Below are 18,748 nucleotides of genomic sequence, written 5' to 3'. Positions count from 1 at the left end.
GAGGGGTTGGGGAGGGGCCTTATCCCCAGACACCACTCTCACCGCTTGACCTCCCACGTCGTCACCCGCTCGCCGGTCGCCGTATTCTTGCCGTCCTTCAGCTGGATGCCTTTCGCGGTCAGCTCGTCGCGGATATTGTCGGCCTCGGCGAAGTTCTTCGCCTTCAGCATCTCCAGACGCATGGCGACCAGTGCATCGACTGCCGCTGCGACGACCGCGTCGATTTCTGCTTTCCTCGGCAGCAGCCCGAGGAGGGCAGCGGTTGCCGCGAAGGCGGCGCCGGCGGCGGGATCCGTATGGGCAGCTTGCGCCAGCGCATGCAATGCCTGCACCGCCGCCACCGTGTTGAGGTCGTCGGCCAGCGCATTGAGCACGGTTTCGTCGGGTGCGGTATCGCCGGCTTCGGTCGCCGGCCATTTGGCGAGCAGACGTTCGGCCTCTTCCAGCCGCTTGATCGAGAAATCGATCGGCTCGCGGTAATGCGTCATCAGCATGGCAAGGCGCAGCACCTGGCCCGGCCATTTCCGGCCGCCGAAAACCGGCGTGTACAGCAACTCGTGGATGGTGACGAAATTGCCTTCGGATTTCGACATCTTGCGGCCTTCGACCTGCAGGAAGCCGTTATGCATCCAGACATTCGCCATCACCTCGGTGCCGTGGGCGCAACGCGACTGGGCGATCTCGTTTTCATGATGCGGGAAGATCAGGTCCAGCCCGCCGCCATGAATGTCGAAGACATCGCCGAGATAGCGCTTGCTCATCGCCGAGCACTCGATATGCCAGCCAGGCCGGCCGCGGCCCCAAGGGCTCTCCCAGCCGGGCTCGTTGTGGCTCGACAGCTTCCAGAGCACGAAATCGCCCGGGTTCTTCTTGTGCGCGTCGACGGCGATGCGGGCGCCGGCCTGCTGCTCGTCGAGCGGGCGCTTCGAAAGTTGGCCGTAATCCGCCATGGACTTGGTGTCGAACAGCACTTCGCCGGCTGCGACATAGGCATGGCCGTTGCCGATCAGCTTCTCGATGATCTCGGTCATCCCAGTAATATTCTCGGTCGCCCGCGGCTCGAAGGTCGGCTCCAGGCAGCCGAGTTCGGCGACATCGGCGTGAAATTGCGTCTCGGTCTTTTCGGTGACCGCCCGGATCGCTTCGTTGAGCGGCAGGCCGGGATGATCCCGGAGCGCCCGCGCATTGATCTTGTCGTCGACGTCGGTGATGTTGCGGGCATAGGTGACGTGGTCTTGGCCATAGACATGGCGCAGCAGCCGGAACAGCACGTCGAAGACGATGACCGGCCGGGCATTGCCGATATGAGCGAAATCATAGACGGTCGGGCCGCAGACATACATGCGGACATTGTTGGGATCGATCGGCGAAAGAACCGATTCTTCCCGTGTCAGCGTGTTGTACAGCCTCAGTTCCGGCATGCCGCCCATTCCACTCTCCCATAAGTACAATCAGAAATATCGCGACCGGCGGGCCGGGGCGTTTCGCATCTTGACTATTTGGGAGACGAAAACGGCCGGGCCAGCGCTTGCGCTAGCGAATAATCTTTCCGCAGATAATGCAGATAACCGTTTTCATGCCGCGTTTTATGGCGTGGGAATGACGTTTGGTCAAGAGGGGCGAAGAACGATCCCGCGGTACGGTTCGTCCGCCATTTTCGCGGCACAAATCGTTTATCGTCAAGCTACTGAAAATGGGGGGAATGTCAGAAGCTTGGTTCGGTGGACGATTGCGGCGACTGCAATTCTGGCAGTCGCATTGGCTGCATATTTCGCATACGATTTCGGGATGCTTCGCTTCAACAATCCATCCTTGAGCCGCTATCCGATCCAGGGCATCGATGTCAGCCATCATCAGGGCGATATCGATTGGAAGATGGTGGCCGCGCAGCCGAATGTCCGTTTCGCGATCATGAAGGCGACCGAAGGCGGCGACCACAAGGATTCCAGGTTCGCCGACAACTGGCGGCGCGCCGGCGATGCAGGAGTGGTCAGGGGCGCTTATCATTTCTTCACCTTCTGCCGCCCGGGCAAGGATCAGGCGCAGAACGTCCTCGCCACCGTGCCGAAGGAACCGGGAACCCTGCCCATCGCCGTCGATCTGGAGTTTGTCGGCAATTGCAACAAGATCCCGACGCTCGAGGAGATGGCCACCGAACTGAACGCCTTCCTCATCGAGCTGAAAGGCACCTTTCCGGAAAAGCCGATCTTTTACGTCACGCAGGAATTCTTCGATCGCTATCTGAAAGGCAATGAATACCGCTTCCCCGACCATTTCCTGTGGCTGCGAAGCGTGTTCCAAGAACCGACGCAGGAAGATTGCGGTGGTTGGTCGATCTGGCAATTTGCCGACAACGGCACTGTCGACGGCATTCAGGGAGCGGTGGACCTCAATGCGGTGTGCCCGTCGGAAACGGGCTTCGCACATCTGTTCCCAGCCGTTGCTGTCAAATGACGCTACTCCGGCAGGCGGTAGTCGACGAGCTTGTTTTCCCGCACGATGAACAGTTTGCCCGTCTCGGTCACACCAGGCCCCGTCAATGGCAGGATCGCCTTGGCGATCTCGGAGGGATGCGGCAGCGTCTGCGGATCTTCGCCCGGTACCGCCTGGGCGCGCATCGCCGTGCGGGTGGCGCCCGGATCGACGCTGGTGATGCGCAGCGGCGTCGATTGGCTCTCGCCGGCCCAGGTCCGAGCCAGCGCCTCGACGGCCGCCTTGGAAGCGGAGTAGGCGCCCCAGAAGGGCCGGCACTTGTGGGCGGCACCCGAGGACAGGATGACGGCGCGGCCGGCATCCGAGCGGGTCAGCAGCGGATCGACCGACCGGATCAGCCGCCATGTGGCAGTGACGTTGATGGTCATCACCTTTTCGAACACCTTCGCCTCGATATGACCGATCGGCGAAATGACGCCGAGCACGCCGGCATTGGCGACGAGGATATCGAGTTTGCCCCAGCGCTCGAAGATCGAGCCGCCGAGCGCGTCGATCGCATTCATGTCGGCCAGGTCGAAGGGGACGAGCGTCGCCGTGCCGCCGACCGCCTTGATCGCATCGTCGAGATCCTCGAGCCCGCCGACCGTGCGGGCGCAGGCGATCACATGGGCGCCGGCTTTCGCAAGCTCCAGCGCCGTGAAATAGCCGATGCCACGCGATGCACCGGTGACGAGTGCGATCTTGCCCTCAAGATTGATGTTCATCTGTTCCGGTTCCGGATTTGCTTGCGATGGCGAGGGGCGCACGAGCCCCTCGGAAGGGAAGTCAAAGCAGCGGCGGCTCAGCCGTTGCTGGCAAGCATCGAAAGCTTGTTGCCCATCGACTCGCCGTTCTTGTCGAGCAGGCGGGTCGGATAGTCACCGGTGAAGTAGTGGTCGGTGAATTGCGGCCGGGCAGGATTGCGGTCCTCGCCGCCGACGGCGCGGTAAAGCCCGTTGATCGACAGGAAGGCAAGCGAGTCCGCGCCGATATATTTGGCCATGGCGTCGACATCGGCATACTGGTTCGCCAGGAGCTTTTCGGCATCGGGCGTGTCGATGCCGTAAAAGTCGGGGAAGAAGATCATCGGGCTGGCGACGCGGAGATGGACTTCGCGCGCGCCCGCTTCACGGATCATCTGGACGATCTTGAGAGACGTCGTGCCGCGCACGATGGAATCATCGACCAGCACCACACGCTTGCCTTCGATCATCGCCCGGTTGGCCGAATGCTTCAGCTTCACCCCAAAGGCGCGGATCTGCTGGGTCGGTTCGATGAAGGTGCGGCCGACATAGTGGTTGCGGATGATGCCGTATTCGAAGGGAATGCCGCTTTCCTGTGCGAAGCCGAGAGCCGCCGGCGTGCCGCCGTCCGGCACCGGCACGACAACGTCGGCCTCGACGGGCGATTCCTTGGCGAGGTTCATGCCCATATTCTTGCGCGTCGTATAGACGTTGCGGCCGCCGACGACCGAGTCCGGCCGGGCGAAATAGACATATTCGAACAGGCAGAGCCGTTCCGGCTGCCGCTTGCCGGGCTTGCGGGCATCGATGCTGATCGAGCCGTCGGGCTGGATTTCGCAGATGACGACCTCGCCATTTTCCACGTCGCGGATGAACTTGGCGCCGATGATGTCGAGCGCGCAGGTTTCCGAGCAGAAGATCGGCTTGCCGTCGAGTTCGCCCATCACCAGGGGGCGGATGCCGGTCGGGTCACGCGCGGCAATCAGCTTGGTGCGCGTCATCGCGAGCATCGAATAGCCGCCTTCCATCTGGCGAATGGCGTCGATGAAGCGGTCGGACGTGGAAGCGTGGCGGGAGCGGGCGATGAGATGGAGCACCACTTCGGTATCGGACGTCGACTGACAGATGGCGCCGGTCGCGATAATCTGGCGGCGCAGCGTCAGGCCGTTGGTGAAATTACCGTTATGGGCAATGGCGATCCCGCCTTCCTCAAGTTCGGCAAACAGCGGCTGCACGTTGCGCATGGCGACTTCGCCTGTCGTCGAGTAGCGGGTATGACCGATCGACATGCTGCCGGGCAGGCGGGCGAGCGTCATCGGATTGGTATAGTGGTCGCCGACCAGGCCCATATGGCGCTCCTGATAGAAGCGCTTGCCGTCGAACGAGACGATGCCGGCTGCTTCCTGTCCGCGATGCTGAAGCGCATGCAGACCAAGAGCCGTCAGTGCCGCGGCATCGGGATGTCCCAAAATTCCGAAAACCCCGCATTCCTCATGCAGCGTATCTCCGTCGAGCGGATCGTCGGTCGGGAAGGAATGGGACTGGTTCATTTCTGCGGGCCTCTGCTCTCACAAGAATGGATCGGCATTTCCAGAAATAACTGAAGCCCGGCAGAGCTGGAATGCCCGGCCGGACCCCTTATTTGACATCCCGCTCAAATGGCAATTGCCGGAGGGCGGGTCAAGCTCTTGAACACTGTGTCAATTCGCTGGCTGCTGTGCAGGCGCGGTCGGTGCGTCTTCTGCCGGTGCCTGGTCGCCCGTCGGCGGATTGGTGCCTTCGGCGCCCTGGGCCGGCGGCTGAAGCTTATCACGGATGCTCGCCGGTATCATCTGGGCAAATTGCTCCGGCAGAACCGATTTCAGCTTCACGACCATCGAATCCAGGAAGGGTTTCGATTTTGCTTGGTTGACCCAGGCCGGGCGGTGGTCGACATCGACCAGCCAGTTCCAGAAGGCGACGGCGACGACCAGCAGCAGCACGCCGCGCGCTGCCCCGAACAGGAAACCGAGCGTGCGGTCGAGCGCGCCGACGCGGCTGTCGATGATGAAATCGGCAATCTTCATCGTGATGAAAGAAATGACGATGAGCGCGATCAGGAAGACGACCGCTGCCGAACCGACGATCGCGATGCGGTCGTCATCGGTATATTTCTTCGCGTAGGGCAACAGGTACGGATAGAGGTAATAGGCCGCCGCCGCCGATCCGCCCCAGCTCGCGATTGAGAGGATCTCGCGCGAAAAGCCGCGGACCATCGCCAGCACGGCGGAGAAGAGCACGACGCCGATGACAATACCGTCGAAAATCGTAATGGGCATGTAAATCCAACTCCAGGACTGCCGCTTGGCGGCCGTGTCGTGCCTTATCGTGTGCCTCCTATATCATTACCAATCTTGGCAATGAAAGGATCAAACCTCGTCTTCCACACGCAGCGCTCCCTTCGAGCCGGCGATGCGCGCCACCAGATCCGGCAGGCTTTCGACCTCGCTCCACCGCCCGCCGGAGCCCTTCGGCAGTTCGGCGGAGGCGGATGGAAGCAGTGCTGCGGAAAAGCCCAGCTTCTCGGCTTCCTTGAGGCGCTGGGCGGTGTGCGCAACCGGCCGGATGGCGCCCGACAGGCTGACTTCGCCGAAATAGACGCAATCGGCGGGAAGGGCAATACCGGCAAGCGAGGAAACCAGCGCCGAGGCGACGGCGAGATCGGCCGCCGGTTCGGTGATGCGGTAACCGCCGGCAACATTGAGGTAGACGTCATGCTGGCCGAGCCTGACGCCGCAATGGGCTTCCAGCACCGCGAGGATCATCGACAGCCGGGCCGAATCCCAGCCGACCACGGCGCGCCGTGGTGTGCCGAGCGAGGTCGGCGCCACCAGCGCCTGCACCTCGACGAGAATGGGACGCGTGCCCTCCATGCCGGCAAAGACAGCGGCGCCCGGCGATTTTTCGTTGCGTTCGCCGAGGAAGAGTTCCGAGGGATTGGCGACTTCGCGCAGCCCCTTGTCGGACATTTCGAAAACGCCGATCTCGTCGGTCGGGCCGAAGCGGTTCTTGACCGTGCGCAGGATACGGTAGTGATGGCCGCGATCGCCCTCGAAATAGAGCACGGCGTCGACCATGTGCTCGACGACGCGCGGGCCGGCGATCTGCCCGTCCTTGGTGACATGCCCGACCAGCACCATGGCGGCGCCGGTCTGCTTGGCGAAACGGATCATCGCCTGCACGCCGGTGCGCACCTGCGTCACCGTTCCCGGCGCGGATTCGGCCAGTTCGCTCCACAGCGTCTGGATGGAATCGATAATGACGAGATCCGGCCGCTTGCCCTCGGCAAGTGTCGCCAGAATATCCTCGACATTGGTTTCGGCCGCCAGCATCACGTCGGTATCGGCCGCCGCAAGGCGCTGTGCCCGCAGCCGGACCTGCGCCACAGCTTCTTCGCCGGAGACGTAGATGATCTTGTGGCCACGCCGCGCAAGAGCGGCGGCCGCCTGCATCAGCAGCGTCGATTTGCCGATACCGGGATCGCCGCCGATCAGCACCGCCGACCCGCGCACGAAGCCGCCGCCAAGCGCCCGGTCGAGTTCCGACATGGCGGTATGGATGCGCGGCGCCTCCTCGATTTCACCGGACAGCGCCGTCAGCGCCACCGGCCGGCCCTTCTTCGGCGTCTTGCCGGGGCCGGAGCCGATCCCGCCCATCGGGTCCTCTTCGACGATGGTGTTCCACTCGCCGCAGTTCTCGCATTTGCCGGCCCAGCGGTTGTGGATCGTGCCGCAACTCTGGCAAATGAATTGTGTCCTGGCCTTCGCCATCAATCACTCTTTCAGTCCGGGTTCCCGAGTGAAGCAGTCGCGCCGCTTCATCGAATCATTGTCGTGCTTGAGATAATGGCTATCGCGACGGATCAAAACTAATGATTTTCCCATCAGTGCCTCCCGTGCCTATGCTTTGCCTCTGCTCATTCTGAACGGTGGAAGATGTTCGATTATTCGTTTGCGCACTGGTTTGCATTTTTCTCGGCGGCGGTCCTGCTCAACCTGTCACCCGGCCCCGACATCGCCTTCATCCTCGGTCACACGATGAAAAGCGGAAAACGTGCCGGTTTTTCCGCGCTGTTCGGCGTCTGGTCCGGCGCCTGCCTGCATGTTCTGATGGCAGCGCTCGGCCTTTCCGCCGTGCTCGCCGCTTCGGCCGTCGCCTTCTCCGCGGTCAAATGGATCGGCGCCGCCTATCTCGTCTGGCTGGGCATCCAGGCTTTGCGCGCCGGCGGCGGCAATGGTCTGATAAAGACTGCCGGTGAAAAAATGCCGGCAGCAAGGATCTACCGACAGGGCATTCTGGTTTCATTGCTCAATCCGAAAGTGGCGATTTTCTTCCTGGCCTTCCTGCCGCAATTCGTCGTTGAAGGGGCAGGGCCGGCATGGGCCCAGCTCATGCTGCATGGCGGGCTGATCATCGTCGTCGCTGCCTTCATCGAGCCGCCGCTCGTCCTCCTCGGAGGGCGCCTTGCCGATGCGCTCAGGCATAATCAAAAAATTGGGTTATGGCTCGATCGCGGCCTCGGCGCGCTTTTCCTGGCGCTCGGCGTCCGCCTTGCGCTCAGCAGCCGCTGACGGGTAGGTTATTCCTCGTCGACGACATAGCGCCGCTCGTGGCGGAGCCCCATGCTGGTCAGGATCTCGTATCCGATCGTGCCTGCCGCCCGCGCCACATCGTCCAGGGCCATGTTCTTTCCGAACAGCTCGACATAATCCCCGGCGCGCACGGCGTTGTCAGGCAGATCCGTCACGTCGAAGATCGTCAGGTCCATCGTGATCCTGCCCGCGACCGGCACCTTACGTCCGGCGATGAAGCCTTGCCCACCCTGCGGTACGGTCTGGCGCAGCGGCACGCCGCCGCTCGACAGGCTGCGCATGTAGCCGTCGGCATAACCGGCCGAAGCGATCGCCAGCCGGCTTTTGCGGCCAAGCTGCAGCGCCCGCCCGTAGCTGACGGTCTCGCCGGCCTCGACGCTGCGCACCTGGATGATGCGGGCTTCCGCGGTTGCCACCGGCCGCATCGGATTGGCCAGGCCGCAGACCGCCTCGGCGCCATAAAGCGCGATGCCGGGACGGGTCAAGTCGAAGTGATAATCCTCGCCGAGGAAAATGCCGGCCGAGGCGGCAAGGCTTGAATCGATGCCTTCATAGGCGGCGCTAACCCTGTGGAATGATTCGAGTTGCTGCCGGTTCATCGCATGGCTGGGATCGTCGGCGCAGGCGAGATGGCTCATGACAAGCACCGGTGCGAAGCTCGCCGGACGTGAGACGTCGTCGGCGAGCGCGATCGCATCGTCCATATGCAATCCGAGCCGATTGAAGCCGGTATCGACATGCAGCGCGCAGGGGTAGTCACCGTAATCGGCAAGTACCGCCATCCAGAAGGCGAGCTGCTCGTCAGAGGAGATCACCGGAACCAGATCGTTTTCGAAGAAGCGCCGCTCGGTGCCCGGCCATATGCCCGAGAGCACGAAAATGCGCGCCTCGGGCGCATAGAGGCGAAGCGTCACACCCTCGTCGACGGTCGCGACGAAGAAGTCGCGGGCGCCTGCCATGTAGAGCGCTTCGCCGGCATCCTCGATGCCCATGCCGTAGGCATCCGCCTTGACGACCGCCGAGGCGCGCGCCGCACCGGAGCGGCGCGCCATGTCGCGCCAGTTCTCCGTCAAGGCCGTCAGGTCGACGGTCAGTCGCAGGCCTGCCGAGGCAAATTTATCGTCTTCGGGGGCGTCGAGAAAATCGCTCATGATCCACATCGAAAAGAGGCCGGAGGAGGATTCTCCGGCCAGTTTAAAGGTCGATTTTGTCAATGGAAAGCCCGGCGCTGCAGCATCGCTGCGCGATCAGTGCTCTTCATATTGGGTGAAGGACGGATCGGCGAGATCGGCAAAGCGGGTGAATTCCGCCTGGAAGGCGAGCTTCACCGTGCCGGTCGGCCCGTGGCGCTGCTTGGCGATGATGACGTCGGCGGTACCCTTCACCTTGTCGAACAGCGCTTCCCATTCCGGATATTTCGGATCGTGGATGTCGCGCGGTTCCGAATTCTTGACGTAGTATTCCTCGCGGAACACGAAGAGCACAACGTCGGCGTCCTGCTCGATCGAGCCGGATTCGCGAAGGTCGGAGAGCTGCGGCCGCTTGTCGTCGCGGCTTTCCACCTGACGCGAGAGCTGCGACAAAGCGATGATCGGAACGTTGAGTTCCTTGCCGAGCGCCTTCAGGCCGGTGGTGATCTGGGTGATTTCCTGCACGCGGTTGTCGCTGGATTTGCCCGAGCCGGTCATCAGCTGAATGTAGTCGACCACAAGCACGTCGAGGCCGCGCTGGCGCTTGAGACGGCGCGCGCGCGCCGAAAGCTGGGCAATCGAGATACCACCGGTCTGGTCGATATAAAGCGGCACCTTCTGCATCATCATCGAGCAGGCGACGAGCTTTTCGAAATCGGCATCGTTGATGTCGCCGCGGCGGATCTTCGAGGAGGAGACTTCCGTCTGCTCGGAGATGATACGGGTGGCAAGCTGTTCCGACGACATTTCCAGCGAATAGAAACCGACGACGCCGCCGTTCTTCGCCTTCGTGCTGCCGTCCGACTGGACTTCGCCTTCGTAGGCGGCAGCGATATTGTAGGCGATATTGGTCGCAAGCGAAGTCTTGCCCATGCCGGGACGTCCGGCAAGAACGATCAAGTCCGAACGCTGCAGGCCGCCCATCTTGGAATCCAGCGAATGGATGCCGGTGGAAATGCCGGAAAGCCCGCCGTCGCGTTCCTTGGCGACGGCTGCCATGTCGATCGCCAGCGCAACCGCATCATTGAAGGCCTGGAAGCCGCCGTCGTAGCGGCCGTTTTCCGCCAGTTCGAAGAGGCGGCGTTCGGTATCCTCGATCTGCGACTGCGGCGGCATGTCGAGCGGCGCGTCGTAGGCGATGTTGACGACATCTTCGCCGATGGTGATCAGCGCCCGGCGCAGCGCCAGATCGTAGATCGCCCGGCCGTAATCCTCGGCATTGATGACGGTGACGGCATTGCTGACGAGGCTCGCCAGATATTGCGAAACCGTCATGTCGCCGACCTTCTCGTCGGCCTTCAGGAAGGTCTTGATCGTCACCGGATTGGCGATTTTGCCCATGCGGATGATATCGCCGGCAACCTCGAAGATCTTCCTGTGCAGCGGTTCATAGAGATGAATCGGCTTCAGGAAGTCCGACACCCGGTAATAGGCGTCGTTGTTCATCAGGATAGCACCCAGAAGCGCCTGCTCGGCTTCGATATTGTTGGGTGCTTCGCGATAATGCTGCTCCGAGGGAGCAACGGCTGCAATCTTTCGAGCGGCGTCGTTCATCATCATCCGTTCTGTCTTTTTCCAGCTCCGGATTTGCAATTCCGGACGCGAAAATCAAGAGGCTGCGAGGGGAGCGGGGGCTCGCTTCGCTTAAATCCTGAACGCTGTGCACGTTGTTCGACTTCTCCACAGTCCTGGGCGACGCAAAGGAGAAATACCGGCAGTGTCACCCGCACGACACGGTATGGCGCCGACTCAGCCCATCCGTTTCGGAGAACTCTATTTTAGCGCGATGCGATAAGGCTCGCAGCAAAAACATCCGAAACATCCCCAACGAAAAAGCCCGGCGCTGTGGCCGGGCTTCCTGTCGTGGATTGCTCCGACGATATTATGCTTCGTCTTCGTCGACGCCGTCGGCTTCCGGATCGAAGAAATCTTCAGGACGCAGAGCGTCTTCGTCGACGCCGTAGATGGCGTCGACCGAGGTGAGTTCTTCGCCCTTGGACTGGCGCTCTGCCTCTTCGGCAGAACGGGCAACGTTCAGCTGGACGTGGATTTCGACTTCGGCATGCAGCTGCAGCTCGACCTTGTGCAGGCCGATCGCCTTGATCGGCGTGTTGAGGTGAACCTGATTGCGCCCGATGTTAAAGCCTTCGGCGGCGAGAATATCGACGACGTCACGGGCAGCGACCGAACCATAGAGCTGGCCGGTTTCGCCGGCCGAACGCACGACGATGAAGGACTTGCCGTCGAGAACGTCGGCAACCTTCTGGGCTTCCGACTTGCGCTCGAGGTTGCGGGCTTCGAGTGTCGAACGCTCGGCTTCGAAGCGGGTCTTGTTGGCGGCGTTGGCGCGCAGCGCCTTGCCGAGCGGCAGCAGGTAGTTACGGGCAAAGCCGTCGCGAACCTTTACGGTTTCGCCCATCTGGCCGAGCTTGGAGATGCGTTCGAGAAGGATGACTTGCATTTTCTTTTGCCTTTCTTGTGTCTCAAATTTTCGTGTCGGATTGTTTGGGGGCATCAGCATCTTTCGTCGGGGTCAGCGCGATCGCCTTGCGCGTATCGCTGAGACCGAGGACGAGGATGAGGAGAGCTGGCAGCAGCATGAGCATCGAAGCCAGGTAGCTAAGGATGAGGGCCGGGATGCGCCAGTCCTTGCCGCGCGTGCGGAAATGCAGCGAGGCGAAACCGGAAAGCACGAAGCCGGCGCCGAAGGTGCCGATCACCGTCGCGCCGACCAGCGCCGGAACGCCGCCGAAGAAGCAGGCGGCAAGCCCGGCGAGGAAGATGAAGATCGAGTTGCGGTTCATGCGCAGCGACGAGGGAATGTCCTCGCGCGGGCGAAGGCCGCGACCTGACGCTGCGACGATGCGCACGGCGAAATAATAGGCGGCAAACAGCATGCTGACCCACATGCCGCCCTGCAAAGCCGGCAGCATCAGCAGGATCAGCGACTTGGTCTGCGCGGTGGCTGCCGGATCGGGCATGAATTCCGGCTGCTGCTGCTTGACCGAGGTGATCAGCAGATCGACGATCGGATCGGTGATCTCCGGCCCATAGCCGATCATCACGCCGATGACGATGACGGCGATCGTCACCAGGCCGCAGAGATGCAGCAGAATATCGGAGAGCGGATACCAGGCAAGCAGGTGGTCAGGGCCGCCGAGTTCGGAGGCGGGGCGAGCGAGATTGGCGAGGTGGCTGAGCCAGCCGGCCGGCAAGAGCGTCACCAGCGTCATGATCAGCGCAAAGGAAGGCGAGATGAAGATCGCGCCGAGCGCCGCTGCAGTGGCAACGGCCGAGATCGCCGCGGCATTGCCCCAGCCGAGCCCGACGATCAGGATCGGCAGCGCCGAGGCCGTGTAGAGGAGCGCGCTGAAAAACGACGGCTGCACGCTCGCGCCCAGCACCAGCAGGGCGGCGGTCAATCCGGCGAGTGCGCCGATCAGCAGCGTTTTAAGATCCGGTCGTTTCAAGGTCGCTGTCCTGCTTCATCAAGCAGTTAGAGGATGTTGCTGAATCGAATTCAGAAACGTCTCAACATGGGTTTTAAGAGTTCCGATCCGCGCCCATCGCAGAAGGGAGGCAACCCCCAGATCAGGAATCCGGGGGTCACATATTCTATTAGGCTACGACGTACGGCAGCAGGCCGAGGAAACGGGCGCGCTTGATCGCCTGGGCGAGTTCGCGCTGCTTCTTCTGGGAAACAGCCGTGATGCGCGACGGAACGATCTTGCCGCGCTCGGAAATGTAGCGCTGCAGCAGACGTACGTCCTTGTAGTCGATCCGCGGCGCGTTGGCGCCGGAGAACGGGCAGGTCTTGCGGCGGCGATGGAACGGGCGGCGGACCGGAGCGGAGGAAGTTTCAGACATATCTCGGATCTCCCTTATACACGGTCTTCGCGCGGACGGCGCGGACGGTCGTCGAAGCCACCTTCACGCGGCGGACGCGGGCCGCGGTCACGATCGCCGAAGCCGCCTTCACGCGGGCCACGGCCGCCTTCGCGCGGACGGTCGTCGCGGTCGCGCTTCTGCGTCATGGCAGACGGCCCTTCTTCATGCTTCTCGACGGCGATCGTCATGTAGCGAAGAACGTCTTCGCTGATGCGCATCTGACGTTCCATTTCCTGGACGGCAGCAGCCGGTGCATCGATGTCCATCAGGGCGTAGTGCGCCTTGCGGTTCTTCTTGATGCGATAGGTAAGGGACTTGAGGCCCCAGTTCTCGATACGCCCGACTTTACCGCCGTTAGCTTCGATCACACCCTTGTACTGTTCTACGAGGGCATCGACCTGCTGAGCGGAAATATCCTGCCGGGCAAGGAATACATGTTCATAAAGAGCCATGACAGCTTTGCCTTTCTTGCGTTTGGTTCAACCCGATATTCGGCGGCTAAGCCTCAACGACTGCTCCTGATTGGGCGGACCCAGGCAAGAAAGCGTTTCCGAGACGGTCGAGAGCGGAGACACGGGAGGCTGGAACGCTTCCGTTCCGAACGATTTCCAACAGGAAACCGGCCCTCCGTTCAGCCACCAGCCAGAAGACCGGGTTAACGAACAGGGCGGCTTATACGGATTTTTCGGGCAAACGCAAGCTCAATCGGACACTCGAGCCCGACGCAGACCAATCGGTAGCGTCTGGCTATTGCATAATTCCTTAAATCGAAATCAAGGAATATAATCAGAGCGGCAGCGGATACTGCCGATGCACCTTGGCGATCTCCGCCAGCACGTCGTTAGAAAGCGTCAGCTCGGCCGCGCCGATATCGACTTTCAGCTGCTCCATCGAGGTTGCGCCGATGATGGCCGAGGCCATGAAGGGCCTCGACAGGCAGAAGGCGATCGCCATGGCCGTTGGGTCGAGGCCGTAACTGGCCGCGATCGCCAGATAGGCTTTGGTCGCCGGCTCCTGCAGCGGCTGCAGGCGGCCGCCGATATCGTGGTTGATCGAGCCGCGCGAACCTTTCGGCCTGAGGCCATCGACATATTTACCGGACAGGATGCCGCCGGCGAGCGGCGAATAGGCGAGCAGCCCGACATCCTCATGGTGCGAGAGTTCGGCGAGATCGAGGTCGAAATGGCGGTAGAGCAGATTGTATTCGTTCTGGACGCTGGCGACGCGCGGCAGGCTCTTCTGTTCTGACAGTGTCAGGTATTTCTGGATGCCCCAGGTGGTTTCGTTGGAAAGGCCGATCGCCCGGATCTTGCCTTCCTTCACCAGTGCGCCGAGGGTTTCCAGGATGTCGAGCATATTGGCGACGGTCTGGTCGCGATCCTGGTTGAAGGGATTGTAGCTCCAGTTCTGGCGGAAATGGAAATGACCGCGGTTCGGCCAGTGGATCTGGTAGAGGTCGACGTAATCCGTCTTCAGCCGCGTCAGGCTGGCCTCGAGCGCCAGCCGTATATTCCTGGCATCCGCACCTTCGCCGCCGCGCAGATAATCGCGGCCGCGGCCGGCGACCTTGGTGGCGAGCACGATATCTCCTCGCTTGCCTGATTTGCCGAACCAGCTGCCGGTATAGTCTTCGGTCCGGCCCTGTGTTTCCGGCGAAACGGGCGTGGTTGGGTAGAGTTCGGCGGTATCGAAGAAATTGACGCCCTTTTCGACGGCGTAATCCATCTGCGCGTGAGCGTCGGTTTCGCTGTTCTGCGAACCCCAGGTCATGGTGCCAAGGCAAATCTCTGAAACGGAAATGCCGGTGCGGCCTAGTGAATTGTACTGCATGGGAAAACCTTGGGAGAGAGGTGAAGCCTTAGGGAGGGTCCGCGCAAATCTAGGCTCGATTTGGCGGAGCGCAAGAGCAAAAACCTGGCTTTTGCGCCGGGGAGAAAGGCTTTGCGGAGAATGAGCCGCCACTTGACTCTGCCCGAAAGAATGTCAATTGGAGGCAAAACAGCCTCATGGGGCGCAATCAGGGGCATCAGCCAGGGACACGAGAATGACCATTGCTTTCACTTTTCCCGGTCAGGGCAGTCAGGCCGTCGGCATGGGCAAGGATCTCGCCGAGAATTTCGCCGAAGCCCGCGTCGTTTTCGAAGAGGTCGATGCGGCGCTCGGTGAAAAGCTTTCGGACGTCATGTTCAGCGGTCCCGAGGATACGTTAACCCTGACGGCGAACGCCCAGCCGGCGCTGATGGCTGTCTCGATCGCCGTCGTCCGCGTCCTGGAGGCCAAAGGGCTGGATCTGAAGTCCAAGGTCGCCTACGTCGCCGGTCACTCGCTCGGCGAATATTCGGCACTTTGCGCCGCCGGAACCTTTTCGCTCGCCGACACCGCGCGGCTGTTGCGCATCCGCGGCAATGCCATGCAGGCGGCCGTCCCTGTCGGTGCCGGTGCTATGGCCGCGATCATCGGCCTCGAACATGCCGACGTCGTCGCCGTCTGCGAGGCAGCGGCCGTCCTCGGCGCCTGCCAGATCGCCAACGACAATGGCGGCGGCCAGATCGTCATCTCGGGTGAGAAGACAGCTGTCGAAAAGGCCGCCGGCCTGGCGACCGACAAGGGCGCCAAGCGCGCCATTCTGCTGCCGGTCTCCGCTCCGTTCCATTCGACACTGATGGCGCCCGCCGCCGAGGCCATGCGCGAAGCGCTGGCAACGGTCGCCAAGGCCGATCCCGTCGTGCCCCTCATTGCCAATGTCCGTGCCGCGCCCGTGACCAGCGCCGATGAGATCGCCGGCCTCCTAGTCGATCAGGTGACCGGTCAGGTGCGCTGGCGCGAGACGGTGGAATGGTTCGCCGGCAATGGCGTGACGACGCTTTATGAACTCGGCTCCGGCAAGGTGCTGACCGGCCTTGCCCGCCGCATCGACAAGACGATCAACGGCATCTCCGTCAACGGTCCGGCGGATATCGACGCGGCCGTCGCCGCCCTCATGGCCTGATTGGTATTTCCAGATATCCAAAGATCCAGATATCCAAAGATAAGGAACGTTTCCATGCTCGATCTTTCCGGCCGCAAGGCTCTCGTCACCGGCGCATCGGGCGGTATCGGCGAGGAAATCGCCCGCCTTCTTCATAAGCAGGGCGCTATCGTCGGTCTGCACGGCACCCGCGTCGAGAAGCTGGAAGCGCTGGCCGCCGAACTCGGCGAGCGCGTCAAGATCTTCCCGGCAAACCTTTCCGACCGCGATGAGGTCAAGGCGCTTGGCCAGAAGGCCGAGGCCGAACTCGAAGGCGTCGATATCCTCGTCAACAATGCCGGCATCACCAAGGACGGCCTGTTCGTTCGCATGAGCGACGAGGATTGGGATGCCGTTCTTGAAGTGAACCTGACGTCGACCTTCCGGCTGACGCGCGAATTGACGCATCCGATGATGCGTCGCCGCTATGGCCGCATCATCAACATCACCTCCATCGTCGGCGTCACCGGCAATGCGGGCCAGACCAATTACTGCGCCTCCAAGGCCGGCATGATCGGCTTCACCAAGTCGCTGGCCCAGGAGATCGCCACCCGCAACGTGACGGTCAACTGCGTGGCGCCAGGCTTCATCGAAAGCGCCATGACCGGCAAGCTGAACGACAAGCAGAAGGAAGCGATCATGGGAGCGATCCCGATGAAGCGCATGGGCACGGGCGGTGAGGTTGCTTCGGCGGTCGCTTATCTTGCGTCCTCCGAGGCTGCCTATATGACGGGCCAGACGCTGCACGTAAACGGCGGCATGGCGATGATCTGAAACGACAAACCGCTGGCATGGGGATATTTCCGCCAATAGCATGTTGAGCAATCACGAACCGTTGATTTTCTCGCTTTGCGGCAGACATAAAGCATGTTAAGCGGGCCATGACTGTCAACAGTCGTCCCGAGAAAGCAGACGGACCGGCCGGCTTTTTGCAAGCCTGGACATCTCTGAAGCCGGGTAAAAGAGTTTGCCGAGGATGTCTGAAAACATCGCAGGCTGAAACAGGGTAGGGGTGCCGCAACGGCATTCCGATCAGGACATAAGGTCGAGGAAACCGACATGAGCGATATCGCAGAACGCGTAAAGAAAATTGTTATTGATCATCTTGGCGTCGATGCCGACAAGGTCGTCGAGAGCGCCAGCTTTATCGACGATCTGGGCGCCGACTCGCTCGACACGGTCGAACTTGTCATGGCTTTCGAAGAAGAATTCGGCGTTGAAATTCCTGACGACGCCGCCGACTCGATCCTGACGGTCGGCGATGCCGTGAAGTTTATCGAGAAGGCCCAGGCCTGATCCTGTAATTTTAAGAAAGGGCGGGCCTGGAGTCCGCCCTTTTCTTTTCGGCATATTTCTCCATAGAACATAAGAGACGGGGGAAAGCACGCGATGAGACGTGTCGTCATAACGGGTACCGGCATGGTATCACCCTTAGGATGCGGAACCGAGGTGACGTGGTCCCGGCTGCTTGCCGGTCAGAACGGCGCCCGCCTGGTCACCGAATTCGAGGTCGACGACCTTCCCGCCAAGATCGCCTGCCGCATTCCCGTCGGCGACGGCACCGACGGCACCTTCAATGTCGATCAGTGGATGGAGCCCAAAGAGCAGCGCAAGGTCGATCCCTTCATCATCTACGGCATGGCTGCCGCCGACATGGCGCTTGCCGATGCCGGCTGGCATCCCGAGACCGATGAGGACCAGATCGCCACCGGCGTGCTGATCGGCTCCGGCATCGGCGGCATCGAAGGCATCGTCGAGGCAGGGTACACACTGCGCGACAAGGGCCCCCGCCGCATCTCCCCCTTCTTCATTCCCGGCCGCCTGATCAACCTCGTCTCCGGCCAGGTTTCGATCCGCCACAAGCTGCGCGGACCCAATCATTCGGTCGTCACCGCCTGCTCGACAGGCGCGCATGCGATCGGCGATGCCGCGCGGCTGATTGCACTCGGCGATGCCGACGTCATGGTCGCCGGCGGCACAGAATCCCCGGTCAGCCGCATTTCGCTCGCCGGCTTTGCCGCCTGCAAGGCGCTGTCGACTCAGCACAACGACGATCCGCAGAAGGCCTCGCGCCCCTATGACCGCGACCGCGACGGCTTCGTCATGGGCGAGGGCGCCGGCATCGTCGTGCTCGAAGAGCTTGAACACGCCAAGGCGCGCGGCGCCAAGATCTATGCCGAAATCGTCGGCTACGGCCTGTCGGGCGACGCCTATCACATCACCGCTCCGTCCGAAGACGGCGAGGGCGCCGGCCGCTGCATGGCGATGGCGCTGAAGCGCGCCGGGCTGACGGCGGCCGATATCGACTACATCAACGCCCACGGCACCTCGACCATGGCCGACACGATCGAACTCGGCGCCGTCGAGCGGCTGGTCGGCAATGCGGCGTCGAAGATCTCCATGTCTTCGACAAAATCGGCAACCGGGCATCTTCTCGGTGCTGCCGGCGCGATCGAGGCGATTTTCACCACGCTTGCCATCCGCGATAATACCGCGCCGCCGACGCTCAATCTCGACAATCCCGAACGCGAGACGGCGATCGATCTTGTTCCGCACAAGGCACGTGAGCGAGAAATCAATGTGGCGCTATCCAACTCGTTCGGATTTGGCGGCACGAACGCGTCGCTCGTCCTGCGCCGTTACGCGCAATAACGGTCCTGTCCGCGCGGTGTAATGGGTGTCTCTTGCGCCGCAACCGTCCTCTGCGTTGCGTAGCGGGGCGCGCGAGCATAACGAGCGGAAGCGCCGTTGAACGGCGGCAGAACCTGCTTTTGCCGCATTGCTTCGCGAAATAGCGAAGTGAGGGTCAAGTTTTAG

Annotated in this window: 18 protein-coding genes; 6 read left to right on the top strand and 12 right to left on the bottom strand. The window is 61.8% G+C overall.

Annotated features, from left to right (window positions below; translation table 11 throughout):
• Positions 1-38: 38 nt before the first annotated feature.
• On the bottom strand, positions 39-1,430 hold the full coding sequence (gene cysS, locus HJB82_RS07830) for a cysteine--tRNA ligase (RefSeq protein ID WP_221139788.1): 1,392 nt from the start codon (positions 1,428-1,430) through the stop codon (positions 39-41).
• Between the two features lie 238 nt (positions 1,431-1,668).
• Here cysS and HJB82_RS07825 point away from each other — a divergent pair, with 238 nt between their 5' ends.
• Positions 1,669-2,454 carry a GH25 family lysozyme gene (locus HJB82_RS07825; protein ID WP_221139866.1) on the top strand — a complete coding sequence of 262 codons (786 nt, stop codon included), beginning with the start codon at positions 1,669-1,671 and terminating at the stop codon, positions 2,452-2,454.
• Between the two features lie 2 nt (positions 2,455-2,456).
• Here HJB82_RS07825 and HJB82_RS07820 read toward each other — a convergent pair whose 3' ends face one another.
• The 4 genes from HJB82_RS07820 to radA all read right to left on the bottom strand — a co-directional run bounded on the left by HJB82_RS07820 (position 2,457) and on the right by radA (position 7,024).
• Positions 2,457-3,197, bottom strand: a complete 741-nt coding sequence (locus tag HJB82_RS07820; protein ID WP_221139787.1) for an SDR family NAD(P)-dependent oxidoreductase — start codon at positions 3,195-3,197, stop codon at positions 2,457-2,459.
• Positions 3,198-3,274: 77 nt separating this feature from the next.
• Positions 3,275-4,765: an amidophosphoribosyltransferase gene (purF, locus tag HJB82_RS07815; protein ID WP_207583646.1), complete on the bottom strand. Its 1,491-nt coding sequence runs from the start codon at positions 4,763-4,765 to the stop codon at positions 3,275-3,277.
• Between the two features lie 150 nt (positions 4,766-4,915).
• Entirely contained in the window at positions 4,916-5,533 is a 618-nt protein-coding gene (locus tag HJB82_RS07810) for a CvpA family protein (RefSeq protein ID WP_164008666.1), read from the bottom strand.
• 90 nt (positions 5,534-5,623) lie between these two features.
• Positions 5,624-7,024 (bottom strand): DNA repair protein RadA, encoded by a 1,401-nt coding sequence (gene radA, locus HJB82_RS07805; RefSeq protein ID WP_221115283.1) that lies wholly within the window; start codon positions 7,022-7,024, stop codon positions 5,624-5,626.
• Between the two features lie 165 nt (positions 7,025-7,189).
• Here radA and HJB82_RS07800 point away from each other — a divergent pair, with 165 nt between their 5' ends.
• Positions 7,190-7,825 (top strand): LysE family translocator, encoded by a 636-nt coding sequence (locus HJB82_RS07800; RefSeq protein WP_207583648.1) that lies wholly within the window; start codon positions 7,190-7,192, stop codon positions 7,823-7,825.
• An 8-nt stretch (positions 7,826-7,833) separates the two neighbouring features.
• On the opposite strand, the gene alr is transcribed toward HJB82_RS07800, so the two are convergent.
• The 7 genes from alr to HJB82_RS07765 all read right to left on the bottom strand — a co-directional run bounded on the left by alr (position 7,834) and on the right by HJB82_RS07765 (position 14,754).
• Positions 7,834-9,006 carry an alanine racemase gene (alr, locus tag HJB82_RS07795; protein WP_409201845.1) on the bottom strand — a complete coding sequence of 391 codons (1,173 nt, stop codon included), beginning with the start codon at positions 9,004-9,006 and terminating at the stop codon, positions 7,834-7,836.
• 87 nt (positions 9,007-9,093) lie between these two features.
• On the bottom strand, positions 9,094-10,590 hold the full coding sequence (locus HJB82_RS07790; RefSeq protein WP_207584280.1) for a replicative DNA helicase: 1,497 nt from the start codon (positions 10,588-10,590) through the stop codon (positions 9,094-9,096).
• A gap of 328 nt (positions 10,591-10,918) precedes the next feature.
• Positions 10,919-11,497 (bottom strand): 50S ribosomal protein L9, encoded by a 579-nt coding sequence (rplI, locus tag HJB82_RS07785; protein WP_207583650.1) that lies wholly within the window; start codon positions 11,495-11,497, stop codon positions 10,919-10,921.
• Between the two features lie 22 nt (positions 11,498-11,519).
• Positions 11,520-12,506: a DUF2232 domain-containing protein gene (locus tag HJB82_RS07780; RefSeq protein ID WP_164008680.1), complete on the bottom strand. Its 987-nt coding sequence runs from the start codon at positions 12,504-12,506 to the stop codon at positions 11,520-11,522.
• Positions 12,507-12,654: 148 nt separating this feature from the next.
• Positions 12,655-12,903 (bottom strand): 30S ribosomal protein S18, encoded by a 249-nt coding sequence (gene rpsR, locus HJB82_RS07775; protein ID WP_003547038.1) that lies wholly within the window; start codon positions 12,901-12,903, stop codon positions 12,655-12,657.
• A 14-nt stretch (positions 12,904-12,917) separates the two neighbouring features.
• Entirely contained in the window at positions 12,918-13,376 is a 459-nt protein-coding gene (rpsF, locus tag HJB82_RS07770) for a 30S ribosomal protein S6 (RefSeq protein ID WP_207583651.1), read from the bottom strand.
• Between the two features lie 334 nt (positions 13,377-13,710).
• Complete coding sequence (locus HJB82_RS07765; RefSeq protein ID WP_221139785.1) at positions 13,711-14,754, bottom strand: aldo/keto reductase; 1,044 nt, start codon at positions 14,752-14,754, stop codon at positions 13,711-13,713.
• Positions 14,755-14,968: 214 nt separating this feature from the next.
• Between HJB82_RS07765 and fabD the strand changes: the two genes are divergently transcribed.
• The 4 genes from fabD to fabF all read left to right on the top strand — a co-directional run bounded on the left by fabD (position 14,969) and on the right by fabF (position 18,583).
• Positions 14,969-15,913 carry an ACP S-malonyltransferase gene (gene fabD / locus HJB82_RS07760; protein ID WP_207583653.1) on the top strand — a complete coding sequence of 315 codons (945 nt, stop codon included), beginning with the start codon at positions 14,969-14,971 and terminating at the stop codon, positions 15,911-15,913.
• Positions 15,914-15,967: 54 nt separating this feature from the next.
• The gene (fabG, locus tag HJB82_RS07755; RefSeq protein WP_207583654.1) at positions 15,968-16,705 is read left to right on the top strand and encodes a 3-oxoacyl-[acyl-carrier-protein] reductase; all 738 of its coding nucleotides are present in this window, start codon (positions 15,968-15,970) and stop codon (positions 16,703-16,705) included.
• 285 nt (positions 16,706-16,990) lie between these two features.
• Positions 16,991-17,227 (top strand): acyl carrier protein, encoded by a 237-nt coding sequence (locus HJB82_RS07750; protein WP_003547058.1) that lies wholly within the window; start codon positions 16,991-16,993, stop codon positions 17,225-17,227.
• Between the two features lie 93 nt (positions 17,228-17,320).
• On the top strand, positions 17,321-18,583 hold the full coding sequence (gene fabF, locus HJB82_RS07745; protein WP_207583655.1) for a beta-ketoacyl-ACP synthase II: 1,263 nt from the start codon (positions 17,321-17,323) through the stop codon (positions 18,581-18,583).
• Positions 18,584-18,748: the final 165 nt, after the last annotated feature.

Source organism: Rhizobium sp. NZLR10 (assembly GCF_019685125.1).
Taxonomy (GTDB): Bacteria; Pseudomonadota; Alphaproteobacteria; order Rhizobiales; family Rhizobiaceae; genus Rhizobium.
Note: the sequence above shows the minus strand (reverse complement) of the source record. Positions and strands in the feature narration are given on the sequence as shown.